Raw genomic sequence first — 20306 nt, 5'->3', positions numbered from 1 at the left:
ACACGCTGTGTAAATAAGACCATAACGAATAGTCATAAACAGTTGTGCTGGCGACAATAGCAAGAGTGAACCACCTGATCCCTTCCCGAACTCAGAAGTGAAACCTCTTAGCGCTGATGGTAGTGTGGGGTTACCCATGTGAGAGTAAGTCATCGCCAGCTCATTATTCAAACACCCCCTAACCAACGTTAGGGGGTGTTTCTTTGTGCGTTGAGGAAAATATGGGTAGTGAAGAGACAATTTAAACATAGAATAGCTTTTGCTCATAAAAACAGATTAGAATAACTTAGATATCTTTTTATTTTCCTTAGTTCATGAAAAAAATATTTGTAGTTTTTATGTCCATTTTTTTGATAAGTTGTACAACTGTTGATGGAGTTAAACCAACTAAGTTATCGAAGCCTCAAAACGAAACAGCTTTTATATTGGATAAAGATGTAATTGGAGAAATGATAGTTACTAATAGTTTTGGTGTTAAGACTAAAACAATAAAAGGATTATATAAAGGTAAATATGTACCAATGTTTGCAGATAAGGAAGGAACATATTATCAAGGTCCTAAAGATTGTGTATATTTTTCGAAAGATCAAAATATCGATGGTGGTATTTGGATACCGAAGAATGGTTCAATAGAAGAACCAAGAATTTGGATATATATGCAACCAGTTAAAGGAACTTATCCACAGTATGGAGGTCCCTTAGCTCTTACGTTAGCAAATATACCAGCTGGAAATGTTAGAAAAGAATGGTATTTAACAGTAGAACCTTCTTTATTAAATGAGATTCATGTACAAGAGTAAAGTAAATAGCTAATAGAAATTAATAGGGCTGGCAATAAGATGAAACTCAACTCTTTCTCTCCACTCCCAGAAGATGATGAAGAACTGCACCTTCCTGAACTTGTTTACTGGTCATCTTTGGGTGATGTGGAGCAAGTCGAGGAGTTGTTATTGGCTGGAGCTGATCCGAATCAAACTGATGAAGAGGGCTATAGTGCACTACAAGCTGCGGCGGAAAATGACCATTTAGATGTGGTTAAATTGCTGGTCAGTAAGGGAGCAAGAATCGATCATCGGTCAGAATATACTGCACTTGAATTAGCTGAAATGGCTGAAAATAAAGACATTATTGCATATTTAAAAAGTTTATAAATATAACGTTATAAAAGGCCCACCTTTGGTTGGGCTTTTTAATTCCTAAAACCAAAGCTTAGAGTGAACCTTTGAGTTTTTCTTCATGCTGCTTCACTTGTTTAGCATATTTTTTACCTTGGTGGCGCATTTTCCAGCTCGACTCATAGCCTGTAGGTCCAACATTGTAATAGGCAAGGGCCTTTTTCCAGCTACCCGCAGATTGATTATATTTAGCTAAAATATAGGTGCCACAATTGATGTTACTGGCTTCTTCAAATAAGTCACCAGAGCAAGTTTGCTGCCAATATGTAGGCATGATTTGAGTTAAGCCAACAGCTCCTGCTGGCGAAATAGCATAGTTACGATAACTTGATTCTTGTCGAATCATGGCGGCGATGAGTAAAGGGTCGACCTGATATCGTTCTGCACTTTGCACAATCATCGGTGCAACACGGTTTGCAGTTGTTGAGTCGATAGAATATGCCTTTTGAATGCCAGTAGACAATTTCGCTGCACGTTTTTCTAGAGAGCCACCACTTAAACCTGAACAGCCTGTGATCATGAACATACTTAATGCAGTAATGCTGAATTTAATTCGGGTTGATTGTTTCAAGGTGGGTAGAGGATTCAGCGATGGTAAGTGCAACAAAATAAAATTCCTGATGTGATTGAAATGTTTAGGATGTTAGGTAGTGCAATATAGGGAGTCAATATGAGTTACTTTAAGGAATAGAAGTATTATGTAATGTTGACCTGATTACGTTTATTCAGATTCTACGGGTTGTATAAAAAGAAAAGCCCCATCATCCTGACAAGGCTTTTCTGTATGAGGTCTTATGTAATTAACTCCTGTCAATTACGATGCTTCCTGCGATTTTTGTTCTTATTTACATCGACTTCCTGTCTCTGCATGTCTTTATATTAATATGACATCTCAGGTGAATATAGGCGAAAATCACGCTGATTGTTGTAAGTTAAAGCCTACATAACAGAATTTTAAAAAGGGATCTTATGCAAAGTAAAAGGCCTGTATGGTCAATTCGAGCTGAGCAGCCTCAAGATATTGACGTCATAGCATACGTGACGATGAGGGCATTCGAATTTGCAGTTTATAGCGATCATCATGAGCAATTTATCGTGCATGCATTACGCCAGTCAGGACAACTCAGTGTTTCTCTAGTTGCCGAATTTGATGGACAGATAATTGCACATGTTGCGATTTCGCCTGTGCAAATTTCATCGGGTACAGATGGTTGGTATGGTTTAGGCCCAGTTTCAGTCTTACCAGCATTTCAGCGGCAAGGTGTTGGCACTGATTTAATCGAAACTGCATTGGCTCAGTTAAAAAAGCAACAGGCAAAAGGGTGTGTGGTGTTAGGAGAGCCTGATTATTATGCACGGTTTGGTTTTCGGGCTCTGAGTCAATTGGTCCTAGAAGGAGTTTCTGCCGAGTATTTTCAAATACTCACATTTGAAAATGAAATTCCACAAGGCAATGTTCAATATCATGCCAGTTTTAATGCCAAGTCTTAACTGGATGGACTGACTAATAAAAAAAGCTGAATGTTTACATTCAGCTTTTGATTGGTACTTCATGAATTAGAAATGTGCATCTAAACCAATATAAGGACCTTTGAAGTCAAGTTTAATGTCATTGTGGTTATAGTCATCTAAATCAACAGTGAAAATTCGATAACCTGCTTTTACACCAACATCGACGAGCATGTTGTCGATAAAATTGTATTGAATTTCTGCCAAAGCATCCGTCAACTGAGCATCGTTAAAGTTACTGTAGGTTAGTTCTGCTTTCGCACTTAAACCTGTAAATGGCAATTTACCACCGACCGTACCATAAAGAATTGGATAGGTTTCATCAATACTGGTACGTTGTCCTGCAAAATTGGTGATATCACCATTCAGAGTGGTCGCACCCGCACCAATATCAAGATCAACTACATTGTCTAAAATTTCGTAATAGAGAATGAAGTCCGCATGATCAAGGTTAACTGCATAATTGGGTTGGCCTACAACGCTACTCTCTGTTTGAGAATCTAAATTGACATAGCGAATTTTGGCATTTGGAATAATTGGAACTGGGTGCTCTAAAGCGACAGAAAATTGGACTGCACCATCATTGTCCAGTTTTTCCTTTGAAAATGGGGCTGTGTTGTTCATTTCGGCATGCCCGTCATATGCCCAATAACTGATATCGCCTTTGAGTGCGACTAAATCTGCTTGAGCTAAGCCACTCAAACCTACGCCTAATGCCAGTAATCCTGCCTGTGCTGCTTTCATGCTTTTTATCCTAATTGTGTTGTGTGTTTGCGTTAAAAAAGGGTTAAAACAAGCGTTATTCAGTTGTATTTTAGAGCATGATATAGCGATGCGAAAAAAGAAACAGTAGTCAAAGTGCTTTTTTACATAAAAGTGCAGATAGATGGTGAGTCTTTTTGAGGTAGATTTCTGATTTAAATATAAAATTTGTTATGAGTTATAAGCATCTTTTTTGATTTTGAATCTTGGTTTGGTTTGACTGGGCTAGATGCTTATGAGTGGTGCTATATAAATTTGAATAGAATCAGGTATTCGGTTGCAAAGTTGCGGCTTAGTCTATGATTGTGACGCTCTATATCTTGATACAGTGGTGAAATAGACCATTTTTTTTTGCATAAAAGGTAAGTGAATAATACTAAATAAATTAAGGGAATTTTCCAGTATATTAAAAATCTTGCATTTTGGGCTTTGTTAATCTATTTTAAAGAATATGATAAAAAAAGAGTTATATTTTGATCAATTGATTAAAAATAGAATACAAAAAGGCGAACTTTCATCCAGAAATTACAGCAAAAAATAACAAAAGTGCGTATTGTTCAATTATTAAGAGGTGAAAACAATCCGAAAGACTTTAACCAAGATTTTGTGTGCATTTCATCTGTTTGCAATTTAGAACGAGACACCCAAAAGGTGGAAGCTAAATCAAACAACAAAAAGATTTTTGAACGGTACTTTTTTGCTAGCCATATTAATCCGTATAACAAGCAGCAATAAAAGTTACCCAAGATTTAGGTGTGTTTCATGGCAGATTCTCGTGAAAACTGGACGTCACGATCTGGTTTTATTATTGCAGCCGTTGGTTCGGCTGTTGGTTTAGGTAATATTTGGCGTTTCCCCTACGTTGCTTATGAAAATGGTGGCGGTGCGTTCCTTATTCCTTATTTACTTGCATTAATTACAGCAGGTTTACCGCTGTTATTTTTAGACTATGCTGTCGGGCATCGTAGTAATAGTTCTCCACCCAAAGCGTATCGCGCTTTATTTAAAGGCGGTGAAACGCTCGGTTGGTGGCAAGTTTGTGTCTGTATCATTATTGGCTTGTACTATGCCAGCGTACTGACTTGGGCAGGAAGTTATGTTTACTTCTCGATTGGCCAAGCATGGGGCAATGATCCAGAAAGTTTCTTCTTTAATACCTATTTACAAACCTCAAAGGCAGCAGGCTTAGATTTACAGTTTGTCAGTCATTTGTTTTGGCCGATTGTAGGTATTTGGGCGCTCACGCTGATCATCTTGTTTGGTGGTGTAAAGAAAGGGGTTGAGCTGTCGAACAAAATCTGTATGCCTTTGTTATTCGTATTGTTTACTTTCTTGGTGATTCAAGCTTTACGTTTACCAGGTGCAGCTCAGGGCTTAAATGCATTTTTTACTCCGAACTGGTCTGCAATGATGGACTATAAGGTGTGGTTAGCAGCATATGGTCATACCTTCTTCTCACTTTCGGTGGGTTTCGGGATCATGGTGACCTATTCATCTTATTTAAAACCGAAAACCAACTTAACAGGTTCGGGCTTGATCGTTGGCTTTGCTAATGCTTCAACAGAAATTTTAGCGGGTATTGGTATTTTTGCTGCATTGGGCTTTATGGCACATGCTGCGGGTACAGACGTTAAAGATGTCGTGAGTGGTGGTATTGGTCTTGCCTTCATTGCCTTCCCGAAAATTATTTCGAGCTTGGGCGCAGGTGCAGATTTATTTGGTCTTCTGTTTTTCTCCTCGCTATTTGTAGCAGGTATTTCTTCGATGGTGAGTATTTTGGAAGTTCCAATTGCGGCCATGCAAGATAAATTAAAATGGAGCCGTTCAAAAGCTGTATCGATTATTGGTGGTGGTAGTGCGCTGGTTTCAATCTTTTTATTCTCTAGCGTAAATGCGATTAAGCTTGTTGATATTATTGACCACTTTATCAACAACATCGGGATTATCGGTGGTGCTTTATTATCGATTATCAGTATTGCATGGTTTAAGCGTTCTGCGTTGATGGAACTGCGTGATCATGTCAACCGTATCTCGACCATTCAATTGGGCAAGGGCTGGGACTTTACCCTCACAGTCATTACTTCATTTATCTTGTTAACGACCTTAACCATGACTATTTTTAGCCTCGTGAAAAATGGTTATGATACTTATAGCATGAGTTTACAAGGCGTATTTGGATGGGGCAGTGTGATTTTCTGCGCTGTGGTTGCCGTTATCCTCAGTAAAATGAAAGATCGCTAGGAGAAGCAGAATGAATACTTCAGCTATCATAATGATGATTATCTCAATGGTATTTCTCTGGGGTGGGTTGGCATTGTCGATTCTCCATTTGATGAAAAACCCTGAAGAATTGGATGACGTACTTGAAGAAGTGAAAGATCATCATACGCTGTAAATAAATTGTTTCAGTAAATACTGAGCATATGCAAATGAAAGCCATTATCATTTAAGATAATGGCTTTCTTATTTAGAGCACCTCGTTATGGGCACCTTATTACCATATCAAGTGTGGATTGCATTTGGCGTGACCTTGCTTGCAGGACTGGCGACAGTTCTGGGGGGTGTTTTGGTGGTGTTCTTTAAACAGCCGAGTTATCGCTTACTTTCTTTTGGATTGGCATTTTCCGCAGGAGCGATGATTTATGTGTCTTTAACTGAAATTTTAAACAAATCCATTCATTCTTTTAGTCTGGCTTTTGATGATAAAACGGGCTATGCCCTCGGGACTGCATCATTATTGCTGGGCGTGATTTTAGTGTTAATTCTCGACCATTGTATTCCCAATCCGCACGAAACCATTGAAAACCAAAATGTGCAGGGGATTAATCAACAACAATTATTACGGACAGGATTACTGACTTTATTTGCCATTACGGCCCATAATTTTCCAGAAGGCTTAGCGACTTTTTTTGCGACGTTGGAAAGTCCTGCACTTGGGGCACCTCTTGCGGTAGCCATAGGGATTCATAATATCCCTGAAGGTATTGCTATTGCTTTGCCTGTTTATATGGCCACGCGGAAAAAAAGTACAGCTTTACTTGCTAGTTTGCTGTCGGGGCTTGCAGAACCGTTAGGTGCGATGATTGGTTATTTTCTTTTGGCACCGTATTTAAGTTTTAGTGTGTATGGCACCGTCTTTGGCATTATTGGTGGGGTGATGGTGTATTTGGCACTCGATGAACTACTGCCGACCGCCAAAAAATATGCACAAGGACATGAAACCGTCTATGGCTTAGTCACAGGTATGGCCTGTTTGGCGCTGAGTCTGGTGATATTTAAGTATGTGAGTTAAGGTTGAAAAACAGAAACCAAAGTTTCTGTTTTCCTTAAAAAGGTTTAGGCTGTTTTTTCGATTAAGCAATAATAAAAACCATCGCCACGCCCTATTTGTGGGAACAATTGGCGACCATGAATCTGCTCAATCCCCCAATCGGCATCAATTTTAATTTCTTTCGCATCTGTATGCTCAGCAAAAAAGTCGACCATTTGCTGTTCATTTTCGGCTTTCAAAATCGAGCAAGTGATGTATAGCAATGTGCCGCCGACTTTGAGTTGTTGCCACATATTTTCAAGAATTTGCTTTTGGAGTTGTACCGTTTTAGCAATATCGCCCGACTGACGCAGTAAACGAATATCTGGATGGCGACGGATTACCCCAATGGCTGAACAAGGTGCGTCGAGAACGATACAATCCGCAAGTTCAGGCGATGTCCATTTCACTGCATCGGCAGTGATAATTTCCACTGGCTCTTCGCTTAAAGCCAAACGTTCTAAGTTTTCGGCGACACGTTTTAAGCGTTTTTCATCTTGGTCGAGTGCGATCAGTTTTCTAGGCTGATATTTCTCTAAAATATGCGCTGTTTTGCCCCCAGGTGCTGCACAGGCATCAATCACGAATTTGCCATTCAAGTCGGGTAACAATGTTGCACAGAGTTGAGCATGTTCATCTTGTACTGAAAAACCACCCGCTTCAAAACCTGGTAGGCTTGGGATATGCAGACTTTCATCGAGGACAATACCGACATTTGAAAGCTCACAGGCGTGTGCTTCAATACCTTCATCTTCTAAAATTTCAAGATATTCATCACGGCTGACCTGTAAGGTGTTAACCCGTAAGGTTAAGGGTGCAACTTGTTTCAGCTCATAGCTGATTTCAGCCAATTGCTCGCCCCAGTCCTTTTTCAAACGTTTGGATAACCAGCTTGGCAAATTCGATGCCTGCTCTAGGACATCGTAGAATTGCTCTGTTTCGCGTGTTGCACGGCGCAAAATGGCGTTGACCACACCACTTAAGCTTTCCATACCCAATTGTTTTGCTGCATCTACCGTTTCAGAAATAGCCGCATGCGCTGCAACACGGGTACACAGCAACTGGTATAAACCCACATATAAACAGGTTTCAACGACTTGGTTTTCCAGTGGTTTAGACAACAACGGTAAAGTCACTTGTTTCAATGCATGCCATTGGCGTAAACAGCCAAGAACTAATTCATGGTACAAGGCACGATCTTTGTCAGACACAATGGCCATGTGTTGCTGAAGCACCGATGCCAGTGATTGACCATTTTGGACAGCCAATAACGTTTTAACAACCTGAGCACGTAAGTTTAAAGTCTTACCAGAGGCGTTGGGAGATTGTCTCATTATAAAATTTGTCCAATATTCAGTTTTTGGGTTTGTAAAATTTGTACAGCATTAAGCGGTTTACCACCCGGCCATTGTAAAGCAGTTAGCGTGATGACTGTATGATTGGCACAGGCAACATGTACACCGTGTTTATCAATCGCAATAATTTCACCGACTTGGGCATTTTCCGTCGTTTCATGCGATAAGACGGAATTCCAGACTCTTAAGTTATTTTGCTCATCCAGTGCAATAAATGCGACTGGCCAAGGGTTAAAAGCACGGATATTACGGTCAATCTGTACTGCATCTAAAGACCAATCAATTTGTGCTTCAGCTTTGCTGAGTTTATGTGCATAGACTGTGAACGCTTCATCTTGTACTTCACGTTCGGCTAAATACTGTTGTAAAGTTTGTTCAGAGTGCAACACGGCAACAATTGCTTCTGCCCCTTGCAGCGCCAGTTTGTCATGCAATGAGGCTGAGGTATCGGTCGCTTCAATCGGACAGTAAGTCTTATACATCATATCGCCCGTATCTAAGCCTGCCGCCATTTTCATAATGGTGACACCCGTTTCAGCATCTCCTGTGGCAATCGCACGTTGAATCGGTGCTGCACCACGCCAGCGTGGTAACAAAGAACCATGAATATTCAGACAGCCGTATTTAGGCGTATCGAGCACCACTTGCGGCAAGATTAGACCATAAGCAGCCACCACCATCACATCGGCATTTAAATCTTTTAATTGTTGTTGTGCTGCTAAGCCTTCCTCAGTGGAAGATTTGAAGTGTAAAGGTTGATACACTGGTAAATCATGTTCCAATGCCAACTGTTTGACCGCTGAAGCCGTCAGTTTTTGACCACGACCTGCTTTGCGGTCGGGTTGGGTGTATACCGCCACAATTTCATGTTCTGTTTTCAGTAACGCTGCCAAAGCACATGCAGCAAATTCAGGTGTACCGGCAAAGATGATTTTCACACATCAAATTCCATAGAAACTTGTGTCTATTATATGTCAAAAGCAACGCTAAGCCGAATCTACAATATGCGCTGTAACAATCACGCTATTGGTTGAATATGCAACGCAAAAAAATGGCAAGGGTATCGGTATTTGAAAACTTTTAGTTATGCAAAATTAAAAAAATATTCATGAAAGTTTTATATTTAATTTCCTGTGCTCGGTTTATAGTAGGTTCGTACAGTTTTCTTTGAGATCATTTGTCGAAATATAGCCTGTATATCGTGATGCAGGAAAGAGAAAAGCGGGTTGTCTGTTAAACACATAGCTGTAGTATTATGATGTTGCCTATGTTTCGATTGATTCATGCTCAATGATCAGTCTTCTTTAGCCAGAATGAATCGCAGATTCATATCAAGCACAAATTTTGTTGGAAATACACAATGCCTGACTATCGTTCAAAAACATCAACACATGGAAGAAATATGGCTGGCGCACGTGGTTTATGGCGTGCAACAGGTATGAAAGATGAAGATTTTGGCAAGCCGATTATTGCGGTGGTCAACTCTTTTACTCAATTTGTTCCTGGTCATGTGCATCTTAAAGACTTAGGTCAACTTGTGGCACGTCAAATTGAAGCGTCAGGCGGTGTAGCAAAAGAATTTAATACCATTGCAGTAGATGATGGAATTGCGATGGGGCATGATGGCATGCTGTACTCATTGCCTTCACGTGACTTAATTGCAGACTCAGTGGAATACATGGTCAATGCACACTGTGCTGATGCCATGGTCTGTATTTCAAACTGTGACAAAATAACCCCAGGCATGTTGATGGCGTCTATGCGCTTGAATATTCCTGTGGTTTTCGTTTCTGGCGGGCCGATGGAAGCGGGTAAAGTGAAAATCCGTGGCAATGAACACGCGATTGACCTTGTCGATGCCATGATTGTCGCAGCGGATGACAACTTTACCGATGAAGAAGTCGCAGCATACGAACGTTCAGCATGTCCGACGTGTGGTTCATGTTCAGGCATGTTTACTGCAAACTCAATGAACTGTTTAACCGAAGCTTTGGGTCTGTCCCTTCCGGGTAATGGTTCTACGCTTGCAACACATGCCAACCGTAAAAAATTATTTGAGCGCGCAGGTCAATTGATCGTTGAAATTACCAAACGCCATTACGAACAAAACGATTACAGCTTATTGCCACGTTCAATCGCCACCAAAGCAGCCTTTGAAAATGCCATGACGCTTGATATTTCAATGGGTGGTTCAACCAATACTGTTTTGCACTTGTTGGCAGCGGCGCATGAAGCAGAAGTTGACTTTACCATGACCGACATTGACCGTTTGTCACGTAAAGTGCCTGTGCTGTGTAAAGTTGCACCTGCAAAACAAGACGTGCATATGGAAGATGTACACCGTGCAGGTGGCATTATGTCGATCTTGGGTGAATTAGACCGTGCAGGCTTGTTGGATACTTCTGTACCGACTGTGCATGAAAAAACCTTAAAAGATGCTTTAGACAAATGGGACATCATCCGTACTGAAGACGAAGATGTCTATCAATTCTTCCGCTCAGCACCGGGCGGTGTACCGACGCAAACGGCATTTTCACAAGACCGTTACTACTCTCGTTTAGATGGTGACCGTGACAATGGCGTGATTCGTAATGCTGAGCATGCCTTCTCTCAAGATGGTGGTTTGGCTGTTCTGTATGGCAATATTGCCCTTGAAGGCTGTATTGTAAAAACCGCAGGTGTGGATGACTCCATCTTGAAATTCAACGGTACAGCACGTGTTTTTGAAAGCCAAGATGCTGCGGTAGAAGCAATTTTAGGTGGCAAAATTACTGCTGGCGATGTGGTGGTGATTCGTTACGAAGGTCCGCGTGGTGGTCCGGGGATGCAAGAAATGTTGTATCCAACCAGTTATTTAAAATCGAAAGGCCTTGGTAAAGACTGCGCTTTACTCACCGATGGTCGTTTCTCGGGTGGATCATCTGGTCTTTCGATTGGTCACGTTTCGCCTGAAGCAGCTGAAGGTGGTGCGATTGGTTTGGTTGAAGATGGTGACCGTATCGAAATCGATATTCCAAACCGTACGATTCACTTGGCTGTGGACGAAGCAACCATGGCAGCGCGCCGTGAAGTACAAGAAGCCAAAGGCTGGCAGCCTGCTGAACAGCGTCCGCGTAAAGTCTCTAAAGCTTTAAAAGCCTATGCGATGCATACTACCAGTGCTTCGAAAGGTGCGGTACGTGACATCTAATGTGTAGTTTTACCGATTGAAAAAAGCACTCCAAATGGGGTGCTTTTTTATGTTGCTAGAAAATGTCACGATCACATTTTACAGTACGGTTTGCACTGTTATTACGTAGACGAGGTTTTACTTTTGATGGCACAAAAGTAACAAAACACCTTTGTTTCCCTGCCATACAGTGAAACAGCGACATCCATGTCGCTTCATCATGTGACCTGACTTGGGTAGAAAAACAATAAATGGGCTCATGTAATACCCAGCGAGTCGCTTTCATGTGTAGTTTGCTTTCTATACAATAAAAACAGAAAAATTGCCAAGACTGTAGAGCAATACGCAGCCATCGCCAAGGACAAATACAATGAGTAAAGACAATATCCGCGAACATTCAGCCCCCGTTTATGAAGGCATCGAAAATGCGCCTGCACGTTCCATGATGCGTGCCACAGGCTTTAAAGATTCTGACTTTACTCGTCCCTTTGTTGGTATTGCGTCTACTTGGGCCAATGTTACGCCGTGTAATATGCACATCGATGGTTTGGCGCGTGAAGCTGAAAAAGGGGTCAATCAGGCAGGCGGAAAAGGCATTATTTTTAATACCATCACCATTTCAGATGGCATTTCGAATGGTACCGAAGGTATGAAGTATTCATTGCTGAGCCGTGAAATTATTGCAGACTCGATAGAAGCTGTGGTGGGCTGTCAGGCCTATGATGGCGTGATTGCGATTGGTGGCTGTGACAAAAATATGCCGGGTTGTATCATGGGTTTGGCGCGTTTGAACCGTCCGGGTTTGTTTGTTTATGGCGGAACCATTAAACCGGGTGCAGGGCACACCGATATGATTTCAGTCTTTGAAGCCGTAGGTCAGCATGCCAAAGGTGAAATCAGCGCTATTCAAGTCAAACAGATTGAAGAAGTGGCCCTGCCAGGACCGGGTTCCTGTGGCGGCATGTACACTGCAAACTCGATGGCCTCTGCGATTGAAGCCTTGGGTATGAGTTTACCGGGTTCATCTGCCCAAGAAGCGGTTTCTGATGACAAACGGATCGACTGTCAAAAAGCAGGCGAAGCGGTGATGAATTTGCTGCGCTTAGACCTGAAGCCGCGCGATATTATGACCAAAGCTGCATTTGAAAATTCAATTAAAGTGCTGATTGCCTTGGGTGGTTCGACCAATGGGGTGCTGCACTTACTGGCAATGGCACATACCGCTGGAGTTGAACTGAGTTTGGATGATTTTGTCCGTATCGGGCAAGATATTCCTGTAGTGGCCGATGTACGTCCATCTGGCAAATATCTGATGTCTGAGCTGATTGCGATTGGAGGTATTCAACCACTGATGAAGCGGATGTTGGATGCTGGCATGCTCGATGGTTCATGTCTAACTGTGACAGGAAAGACCTTGGCGGAAAATTTAGCCGAGGTTGAAGACTACCCTGAAGGTCAACAGATTATTTTACCGTTTGATGCCCCAATTAAAAAAGACTCTCACTTGGTGGTGCTCAAAGGTAATTTGTCTCCAACGGGTGCCGTGGCTAAAATCACGGGTAAAGAAGGCCTGTATTTCGAAGGGCCTGCGCGAGTCTTTGAAGGTGAAATTGGCGCAATGCGTGGGATTTTAGATGGCGAAGTTCAAGCGGGTGAGGTGGTGGTGATTCGTGGCGAAGGGCCTAAAGGGGGTCCGGGCATGCCAGAAATGCTGAAACCGACCTCAGCGATCATTGGTAAAGGTTTGGGCAAATCTGTGGCACTCATCACCGATGGTCGTTTCTCTGGCGGTAGTCATGGCTTTGTGATTGGGCATGTGACCCCTGAAGCCTATGAAGGTGGGCCAATTGGTTTGGTTCAAAACGGAGATCGTATCTCGATTAATGCCGAAACACGGGAAATGACATGGCATGTTTCTGAACAGGAAATTGCCGCACGTCAAAACCGTTGGGTCAAGCCAAAACCAAATTATACCCACGGTGCGCTGGCGAAGTTTGCTAAACTGACCACCGGAGCCGAAAAGGGTGCAGTGACTGATTTAAACTTAGAGCTGTAACCGATCGGGAAGGATTGAACATTTTGTCTTGAATTATGTTACGTTTTGCTCAAGACTTATTGTATTTTAAGACATTCTGTTCATCGTATTGGTCATTTTCTGCGGGTTCAAAACAACATTACCCGCTCTTTCTACATTAGAGGCAATTCATGTCACTGTTACGCCGTTGGTTCGATCCGATCCGATCGAGATGGTTTTATCAAAAGCCAACTCGTCAAGAGGTATTGCCTACGGAGCATGGGCTCAATATTCATTTACGTTTAGACGATGTTTATAGTTATTTGGCTGTGCAGCAGTTGCCACAATTAGAAGAAATTTTGAGTGATGAACTCAAACCTCTCAAAGTGATTATTTCCAGTCAAGCTCCCGAGCCACCGAATCAGATGTCAGCGCAAGAATGGCAACACTATTGCCTGAACGATGCACAGATTCTCTCTAAACAACATCGCTTCAGTTTCCACGAAACCCCTGAACAGCCACCACAAGAAGCCTTGGTACAAGCGGAGACCATTTTAAGAAATACCCCATTGCAAGGTCAGGACTTTCTGTATTTGCTGGAAGATGTATTTCATATGCTGTGGCAGAAGCAGTATGGCAAATTACGAACTTTGTATGCCATGGCGAGTAAACATCATCAGGAACAGCAGTTTCCTGAACGGATATTTAATGATGATGCTATTCTTGCGAGTTATTTTGAATTTTCTGACCGTAAATATCATGCTGTCGATGATTTACTGCGTTTAACCCGCCGTTTAAAACAACAAAAATTACTGACAGGCAATCCGATATTCCTCATCAATCATATTGAATGGCGCGAGCATTTAATTAGTGATGCAGAAGAACTAAATGAAATTCAAGCACTTGATCCAAAGTTAGATTTATATATTGCGCTAGAAGACCCAGTTTCATGGCTGTTATTGGCCTATATTAAAGAGGAATTGGCAGATTATTATAATATTCAGTTAACCGTATACCCACTGAGTTATCATGGGCGAGATTGGTTTGACTGGAGTTTGGCAACCCGTTTATCTAAACGAACTGAAGTGGCATTTACCCCATTTTGTCGTCCGACTAAAGAAGCCACTTATGCGATGGCACAATTGTATTATAGCGTGCCTGAAGCGCAGCGGATTGCAGCCATGCACCGTATTTTGCAAGCGGTATGGACCCAAGGCAAAGATTTATCGTTTAAGGCACATTATCAAGAATTGCAACGTGAGTTGGAACTAGAGTTGCAGGATGTGAAACAAGAGGATATTCAAGCCAAACTGAAAGAAAATGATGTATTGTGTGAAATGAAGTCACAACCTGATTTTCCAGTGCTCGAATTACGTCTTGATGGACAACGTTATACCTTTAATAGCTTATATCGAGTCTGGATGATTGAAAGTATTTTCAGTAATGTGTTAGAAGAAAAATATAAAATTGAAAACGAAGCGGATCACTCCAACTTAACACCAGAAGATAAAACCAATGCAGAAAGAGAAATGTGAGTCGCTCGAGCAAGTTCGAGATAAAATTGATGGGATTGATCAGCAGTTGATTGAGCTCATTACCACCCGACAGTTTTATGTCGATCAAGCAGTGCGTTTTAAGCGCACTGAACATGAAGTGCAGTCTCCAGAACGGGTAGAACAGGTAATTGCCAAAGTTCGAAAACAGGCGACAGAACAAGGTACCGATCCTGATTTAATTGAACAGATTTATCGGGAAATGATTCAACACTTCATTCGTCGCGAACTCAAAGAAATTCGTCCATAAACCGTATTTTTGCCTAGTCAATTTTAAAACTCGTGGCCCACTCAGTTGGGCTTTTGAGGTTTCTTTTGGGTTCAAAAACGCATAGTATATGTAATATTATAACATATCTATTTATTTCATCATGTCTGCACTTTCTCAACGCCTACAGGCGATTGATGCACTTCGTGGTCTAGTCATTTTAATTATGATGGTCGACCATGTCCGTGAAACCTTTTATTTACATCATCAAGTTCCCGACCCCATGCGTATTGAGGAAACGGAAGCCAGTTTGTTCTTCAGCCGAATTTTGGCACATTTGTGTGCTCCAGTTTTTGTGGTTTTGACGGGATTATCGGCGTATTTATACCAAGCTAAACACAACAGTTTGAGCATGACGCGCGAGTTTTTGCTTAAACGTGGTTTATTTTTAGTGATACTCGAGTTGTTGGTGATTAATTTTGCATGGACAGGACATTTCCCACCGCAAGTGATTTATCTGCAAGTGATTTGGGCCATTGGTATCAGCATGATTGTTTTGGCGCTGCTGATTGGGTTGCCACAGAGAATTCTATGGTTGATTGCTGTATTGATTATTTTTGGGCATAACCTGTTGGATCAGGTTTCCTTACAACAAATGCCAATTTTACAGCCGATCTGGTTGATTTTACATGAGCGTGGTTGGATCGAATGGGGGGAATTCCTCAAACTACGAACGTCTTATCCTGTACTGCCTTGGCTTGGAGTAATTTTGCTGGGTTATAGTATTGGGGCAACTGTTTTTCAAGCGCAGATGACGCCACAACGAAGAAGTACATATTTATGGGTATTTGGCTGTGGCAGTATCACCGTGTTTCTGATACTCCGAATGTTAAATTTTTATGGTGATAGTGCATGGTTAGAAATGTCGACGCCACTGCAAACCTTGATGAGCTTTTTTAATCTGACCAAGTATCCGCCATCCTTATTATTTATTTTATGGAATGTTGGGTTGGGGTTGTTACTGCTTGTGGTATTGGAAAAAGTGCAACAGCGGGCATGGGTACGTCCCTTAATTATTTATGGCTCAGTACCGATGTTCTTTTATATTGTGCATTTATTTGTTTTAAAGCTGCTGTATCTATTTGCCGTGGCGCTTTGGGGACAGAATCATGGTGACTACTTTGGGGTAAATCAGGTATCCACGCTTTGGTGGATTGCGATTATCCTGTGCATCGTACTTTATCCTTTGATGCTGTGGTTTTCTCAATTTAAGCATCAGAATAAGCAGATTCGATTATTAAAATATCTTTAGTTTTCTGTACGGCATAAAAAAACCCTTCACAGTTGAAGGGTTTTTTATGTTGTAAAAGCAGGCTTTTACATGAATTTCACGCCTTGTTGACCCGCAGGAGTCACTTTGAAGATTTCCACTTCAAAAGTAATGTTTTTACCTGCCAATGGATGGTTAAAATCCACTTCAGTAATATCATCACCGACAGTTTTGACCACGCCATACAGGCTTTGCTTGGCTTTATCTTCAAACTCGATCATGTGTCCTTCAATAGGACGTTGCTCGAATTTCACCGTATCAAATGTTTGCACATTTTCAGGGTTCCATGGCCCAAAAGCATCTTCTGGTGGAAGGCTGACGGTACGACGGTCACCTGCACGTAGACCAAATAGGGATTTTTCAAAACCTGGGAGTAAACTGCCATCGCCCATCACCAAGCTGACCGGTTCAGCACGGCTACGGGTATTGTCAATTTCTACGCCATTTTCAATGGCAACAGAAAAATGAAGATCGACTTTTGAACCGTGTTCAATACGGGTTTCTTCATTTGGATTAATAATTTCATTCATGGTGTTGCATATCCGCACGTTGAATTCGATGTTTTTCTAAGAAAAACGTATCTATAAGCAGCAGAATGGTGCCCAAGGTAATGGCACTGTCGGCAAGGTTAAATGCAGGGAAGTGGCTATTGTTGTAATAGACATGAATAAAATCGACCACATAACCCAAGGTGACGCGATCAATTAAATTTCCTACTGCACCGCCTAAAATCAGGGCAATTGCCATGGGTAAAATCGTGATGTGTTTTGGCATGCGCATCAGCCAAAACACGAAAATCACTGAAACCAAGGCTGCAAGTGAGGTAAAGAAATAACGTTGCCAACCGCCTGCATCGGACAAGAAACTAAAGGCTGCGCCATAGTTATGTAACAAGGTCCAATTTAAAAAAGGCAGTACAGGTACCGGATCTGCATAATTCAGGTGCGTAGACGCAATCCATTTGGTCCATTGATCTAGAACAATCGCCAAAATAGATAATCCTACCCACAGTAAATTGTGTGGGTAAAATTGAAACAGGCCCGCTTTCTGTTGTGGATTAGGCATATTTTCTCTCTTCGCCTTGACCAGTAGGGAGGTTAATAATACAACGTGCACATAGCCCTGGATGTTCGTGATGTGTATTCACATCTGGTAGAACATGCCAGCAACGCGCACATTTTTCACCTTCCGCAGCAGAGACTTTCACGCGTAAACCCGCTAGATCGGCTTCCTGACCTTGAGTTGCATCAAAGGCATAGACCTGTACTTGTGAAGTAATCAGTACGAAGCGAAGTTCATCACCTAGGCGATCTAGTACCGCTTTCAACTCTTCATTTGCCCAAAGTTCGATTTTGGCAGAAAGATTTGAACCCACCAATTTTTCGTTGCGTGCAACTTCAATCTGCTTGTTCACGGCAGATTTAATCGTGATCAAGGTTTGCCAGTCTGCTTCTGACAACAAGTTTGCAGTCGATGACATAGGAATGTCATACCATTCCGCAGTGAACACATATTTCTCAGTTTGTTCTGGAATCAGTGGCCATGCTTCTTGCGCGGTAAAGCTTAAAATTGGTGACATCCAACGTACAAAGGCTTGAACCAAATGATACAGCGCAGTTTGAGCCGAATGGCGCGCTTGCGAATCTGCTTTAGTGGTGTACTGACGGTCTTTGATGATGTCGAGGTAGAAACCACCCAAGTCGTTGATACAGAAGTTGGTCAAAGCATTTGCCACGATATGGAAGTTCATATCTTCATAGGCTTGTTGAATGGTTTTCTGTACCTCTGCTGCACGCTGTAAAATGTATTGATCCAGTGCGATCAATTGATCTACAGGCAGGGCATCAGTCGATAGTGTGAAACCATTTAAGTTCGCCAATAAGAAACGCAACGTGTTACGGATACGACGATAGCCATCTGATGCACGGTTAAAGATTTCTTTACCTGCGGTCATTTCATAACGGTAATCAGCCGATGCAATCCAGAAACGTAAGCCATCTGCACCCATATCTTTAATGATGTCTTGTGGAGTGATGATGTTGCCCAAAGATTTTGACATCTTACGGCCTTTTTCATCCACCACGAAGCCGTGGGTCAGTAAGCCTTTGTACGGTGCACGTTTATTAATCGCAATTGAAGTGAGCAATGAAGACTGGAACCAACCACGGTGCTGGTCTGAACCTTCAAGGTATAAATCAGCAGGATCGGTGAGTTCTTCGCGTTCACGCAGCACGGCATAGTGCGTTGTGCCTGAGTCGAACCACACATCTAAAGTGTCACGCACACAGTTGTACTGTTCTGCTTCGTCCCCGATAAAATCTTTGGCTTCACGGTTATACCAAGCGTCAATGCCTTCTTGTTCGATCAGTTTCGCAACTTCTTCGATCAACTCTGCTGTACGCGGATGGAGCGCATTGGTGTCTTTATGCACGAAGAATGGGATTGGCACACCCCAAGTACGTTGACGTGAGATACACCAGTCAGGGCGACCTTCGATCATGGCTTGAATACGGTTTTTACCCCAATCCGGTACAAAACTGATCTCGTTTTCAATTGCATTTAAAGCATTTTGACGTAGACCTTGTGCATCCATGCTGATAAACCACTGTGGTGTGGCACGGAAGATAATTGGCGTTTTGTGGCGCCAGCAGTGTGGGTAGCTGTGCTTGATTGGTTTATGCGCCCACAATTTGCCTGCTTCGCTTAAAGCGGCAATGATTTGTGGGTTGGCTTTATAAATATGTTCGCCTGCAAAAATTGGAGACGTTGGTAAGTAGACGCCGTTGCCACCCACTGGGTTTTCAACTTTTAAGTTGTACTGTAAGCCAACTTTATAGTCGTCTACACCATGGCCAGGTGCAGTGTGGACTGCGCCTGTACCGCTATCAGCAGTCACGTGTTCACCTAAAATCACAGGCACGTGGCGATCTGCGATGAGTGGGTGTTGTAAGCTTAAATGCTCAAGTTTATTCCCAGTGAATTCAGCCAATACTTCAACACTGTTAAAGCCATAACGCTCAGTGGCAGATTCAACTAAGTTTTTCGCCAAGATAAAGTTTTGTTCTGCTTTTTCTTCACCGCGTGCTTTGACCAATTGGTACTCAAGTTCAGCGTGTAAAGCTACTGCTTGGTTCGCAGGTAAAGTCCACGGGGTGGTGGTCCAGATCACAATGTCTGTCGTATCTTGAACGTCAATACCTAAACGGGCAGAAAGATCCGCCAAATCAACAACACCGAAACCCACGTCAATCGCATCCGATTTTTTGTCTTCGTATTCCACTTCGGCTTCAGCCAAAGCTGAACCACAGTCCAAACACCAGTTGACAGGTTTTAAGCCCGGTTCAATATGACCTGCTTTTGCAATTGCGCCCAGCGAACGAACGATGTCCGCTTCCTGCTTGAAGTTCATGGTCAGGTAAGGATTGTCCCAATCGCCAAATACGCCCATACGCACAAAGTCTTTCTTTTGCAGTTCAACTTGGGTGTAGGCATATTCACGGCAGGCTTTACGGAAAGTTGAAGCATCTACCTTCACGCCCACTTTACCGACTTTTTCTTCCACTTTTAATTCGATTGGCAGACCGTGACAGTCCCAACCCGGCACGTAGGGTGCATCAAAACCATCCATGATACGGCTTTTGATAATGATGTCTTTTAAGACTTTATTGACCGCGTGACCTAAATGGATTTGACCATTGGCATACGGAGGGCCGTCATGCAGGACATATTTTTTCTTGCCAATACGCGACGCACGAATCTGCTGATAAATGTTGTCGGCATACCACTCTTCTAACCATTTTGCTTCACGTACTGCAAGATTTGCTTTCATTGCAAATTCAGTACCTGGGAGGTTTAGTGTGGCTTTATAATCCACTGCATTTTCAGGAGTTTGCTTATCGCTCATGCAAGATGTCTTCCAAT

Annotated in this window: 18 protein-coding genes and 1 rRNA gene; 12 read left to right on the top strand and 7 right to left on the bottom strand. The window is 42.3% G+C overall.

Annotation, left to right across the window (positions count from 1 at the left end):
* Nucleotides 1-46: 46 nt before the first annotated feature.
* From rrf to E0H82_RS15505, 3 genes are all read left to right on the top strand, one after another.
* A 5S ribosomal RNA gene (rrf, locus tag E0H82_RS15515) occupies nucleotides 47-161 on the top strand.
* A gap of 177 nt (nucleotides 162-338) precedes the next feature.
* Nucleotides 339-800 (top strand): hypothetical protein, encoded by a 462-nt coding sequence (locus E0H82_RS15510; protein WP_131265620.1) that lies wholly within the window; start codon nucleotides 339-341, stop codon nucleotides 798-800.
* 39 nt (nucleotides 801-839) lie between these two features.
* The gene (locus E0H82_RS15505; protein WP_131265619.1) at nucleotides 840-1151 is read left to right on the top strand and encodes an ankyrin repeat domain-containing protein; all 312 of its coding nucleotides are present in this window, start codon (nucleotides 840-842) and stop codon (nucleotides 1149-1151) included.
* Nucleotides 1152-1209: 58 nt separating this feature from the next.
* On the opposite strand, the gene E0H82_RS15500 is transcribed toward E0H82_RS15505, so the two are convergent.
* On the bottom strand, nucleotides 1210-1701 hold the full coding sequence (locus E0H82_RS15500) for a lytic transglycosylase domain-containing protein (protein WP_131265621.1): 492 nt from the start codon (nucleotides 1699-1701) through the stop codon (nucleotides 1210-1212).
* Nucleotides 1702-2144: 443 nt separating this feature from the next.
* On the opposite strand from E0H82_RS15500, the gene E0H82_RS15495 reads away from it, so the two are divergent.
* Nucleotides 2145-2666: a GNAT family N-acetyltransferase gene (locus tag E0H82_RS15495; protein ID WP_131265618.1), complete on the top strand. Its 522-nt coding sequence runs from the start codon at nucleotides 2145-2147 to the stop codon at nucleotides 2664-2666.
* 66 nt (nucleotides 2667-2732) lie between these two features.
* On the opposite strand, the gene E0H82_RS15490 is transcribed toward E0H82_RS15495, so the two are convergent.
* The gene (locus E0H82_RS15490) at nucleotides 2733-3428 is read right to left on the bottom strand and encodes a TIGR04219 family outer membrane beta-barrel protein (protein WP_131265617.1); all 696 of its coding nucleotides are present in this window, start codon (nucleotides 3426-3428) and stop codon (nucleotides 2733-2735) included.
* Nucleotides 3429-4208: 780 nt separating this feature from the next.
* Between E0H82_RS15490 and E0H82_RS15485 the strand changes: the two genes are divergently transcribed.
* The 3 genes from E0H82_RS15485 (at nucleotide 4209) to zupT (ending at nucleotide 6738) form a co-directional block, all read left to right on the top strand.
* A complete protein-coding gene (locus E0H82_RS15485; protein ID WP_131265616.1) occupies nucleotides 4209-5687 on the top strand; it encodes a sodium-dependent transporter in 1479 nt (492 codons plus the stop codon).
* A 10-nt stretch (nucleotides 5688-5697) separates the two neighbouring features.
* Nucleotides 5698-5841, top strand: a complete 144-nt coding sequence (locus tag E0H82_RS15480) for a methionine/alanine import family NSS transporter small subunit (RefSeq protein WP_131265615.1) — start codon at nucleotides 5698-5700, stop codon at nucleotides 5839-5841.
* Between the two features lie 87 nt (nucleotides 5842-5928).
* Complete coding sequence (gene zupT, locus E0H82_RS15475) at nucleotides 5929-6738, top strand: zinc transporter ZupT (protein ID WP_131265614.1); 810 nt, start codon at nucleotides 5929-5931, stop codon at nucleotides 6736-6738.
* A 44-nt stretch (nucleotides 6739-6782) separates the two neighbouring features.
* Here the strand turns inward: zupT and rsmB are convergent, their stop codons facing one another.
* The gene (gene rsmB, locus E0H82_RS15470; RefSeq protein ID WP_131265613.1) at nucleotides 6783-8090 is read right to left on the bottom strand and encodes a 16S rRNA (cytosine(967)-C(5))-methyltransferase RsmB; all 1308 of its coding nucleotides are present in this window, start codon (nucleotides 8088-8090) and stop codon (nucleotides 6783-6785) included.
* Nucleotides 8090-9049, bottom strand: a complete 960-nt coding sequence (gene fmt / locus E0H82_RS15465; protein ID WP_131265612.1) for a methionyl-tRNA formyltransferase — start codon at nucleotides 9047-9049, stop codon at nucleotides 8090-8092. The genes rsmB and fmt overlap by 1 nt, the downstream gene beginning before the upstream one ends.
* 422 nt (nucleotides 9050-9471) lie before the next feature.
* On the opposite strand from fmt, the gene ilvD (E0H82_RS15460) reads away from it, so the two are divergent.
* From ilvD (E0H82_RS15460) to E0H82_RS15440, 5 genes are all read left to right on the top strand, one after another.
* A complete protein-coding gene (gene ilvD / locus E0H82_RS15460) occupies nucleotides 9472-11301 on the top strand; it encodes a dihydroxy-acid dehydratase (protein WP_131265611.1) in 1830 nt (609 codons plus the stop codon).
* 349 nt (nucleotides 11302-11650) lie between these two features.
* The gene (gene ilvD / locus E0H82_RS15455) at nucleotides 11651-13336 is read left to right on the top strand and encodes a dihydroxy-acid dehydratase (protein ID WP_131265610.1); all 1686 of its coding nucleotides are present in this window, start codon (nucleotides 11651-11653) and stop codon (nucleotides 13334-13336) included.
* 149 nt (nucleotides 13337-13485) lie between these two features.
* Nucleotides 13486-14829, top strand: a complete 1344-nt coding sequence (locus tag E0H82_RS15450) for a hypothetical protein (protein ID WP_131265609.1) — start codon at nucleotides 13486-13488, stop codon at nucleotides 14827-14829.
* Entirely contained in the window at nucleotides 14810-15097 is a 288-nt protein-coding gene (locus E0H82_RS15445) for a chorismate mutase (protein ID WP_131265608.1), read from the top strand. Before E0H82_RS15450 ends, E0H82_RS15445 begins: the two co-directional genes overlap by 20 nt.
* A 121-nt stretch (nucleotides 15098-15218) precedes the next feature.
* Entirely contained in the window at nucleotides 15219-16367 is a 1149-nt protein-coding gene (locus tag E0H82_RS15440) for a DUF1624 domain-containing protein (protein WP_131265607.1), read from the top strand.
* A 65-nt stretch (nucleotides 16368-16432) separates the two neighbouring features.
* On the opposite strand, the gene E0H82_RS15435 is transcribed toward E0H82_RS15440, so the two are convergent.
* From E0H82_RS15435 to ileS, 3 genes are read right to left on the bottom strand one after another with little or no spacing between them, the layout of a single operon-like run.
* Complete coding sequence (locus tag E0H82_RS15435) at nucleotides 16433-16915, bottom strand: FKBP-type peptidyl-prolyl cis-trans isomerase (protein WP_116763519.1); 483 nt, start codon at nucleotides 16913-16915, stop codon at nucleotides 16433-16435.
* Nucleotides 16908-17450, bottom strand: coding sequence for a signal peptidase II (lspA, locus tag E0H82_RS15430; protein ID WP_131265606.1), 543 nt, complete (start codon nucleotides 17448-17450; stop codon nucleotides 16908-16910). The genes E0H82_RS15435 and lspA overlap by 8 nt, the downstream gene beginning before the upstream one ends.
* Nucleotides 17443-20289, bottom strand: coding sequence for an isoleucine--tRNA ligase (gene ileS / locus E0H82_RS15425; protein WP_131265605.1), 2847 nt, complete (start codon nucleotides 20287-20289; stop codon nucleotides 17443-17445). The genes lspA and ileS overlap by 8 nt, the downstream gene beginning before the upstream one ends.
* Between the last annotated feature and the right edge of the window lie 17 nt (nucleotides 20290-20306).

It is taken from the genome of Acinetobacter sp. ANC 4910 (assembly GCF_004331035.1).
Classification (GTDB): Bacteria; Pseudomonadota; Gammaproteobacteria; order Pseudomonadales; family Moraxellaceae; genus Acinetobacter.
This window is presented reverse-complemented; position numbering and strand designations above follow the sequence as displayed.